This window comes from Plantactinospora sp. B6F1, assembly GCF_040120695.1.
Lineage (GTDB): Bacteria > Actinomycetota > Actinomycetes > Mycobacteriales > Micromonosporaceae > Plantactinospora.
On the sequence record NZ_JBEEAC010000116.1, the window covers coordinates 1 to 532 of the forward strand.

Here is a 532-nt window from a genome sequence, read left to right on the forward strand (position 1 = left end):
GCCACGACACACACTGGCTCAACTGGCGCCGCCGTCACCAGGCCCGTGCACGCTGGTTCCACCAACGTGCACGGCTGAACCGGGACTACGCCCTGGTCAACTAGCAATTGGCGGCTGCCGTACTAGTCGGCCTGGTGCGGGCAGCGGGGGACTGTACAAATAACGGCTGATCGACCGATCAAGGGAGAGACGCCAGATGACGACCGAGACCACCGTGGGACAGCCGGCCGCTGGGCCGGTGGGTGCGGTCACGGATGAGCAGTTGATCGCGACCCGGCGCAGCGCCGGTGCGTCGTTGACCCCGTCACCGGTCATCGCCACCACGTGCCCGCCGGCCTGCAGGGCCGCGATGATGTCCAGCTTCTGCTCCGGTTGAACCCGGGCGAAGACCCGTTGGCCTTGAATCCGGGCGAAGACCCGTTGGCCGTCGACGCCGTGCCGGGTGAGTTCGCCGTCGTCGCCCCGTACGACGTCGTCACCGCCACGCCAGATTCCGAGCTGGCCGCCGATGGCGGCGGCCGTGACCGGGTGG

At 68.8% G+C, this 532-nt stretch carries 1 protein-coding gene; it reads right to left on the bottom strand.

Annotated features, from left to right (window positions below; all coding sequences use genetic code 11):
• Positions 1 to 96: 96 nt before the first annotated feature.
• The coding region (locus ABNF97_RS34430; RefSeq protein ID WP_502930597.1) for an HAD family hydrolase at positions 97 to 532 on the bottom strand (436 nt) is incomplete at its 5' end.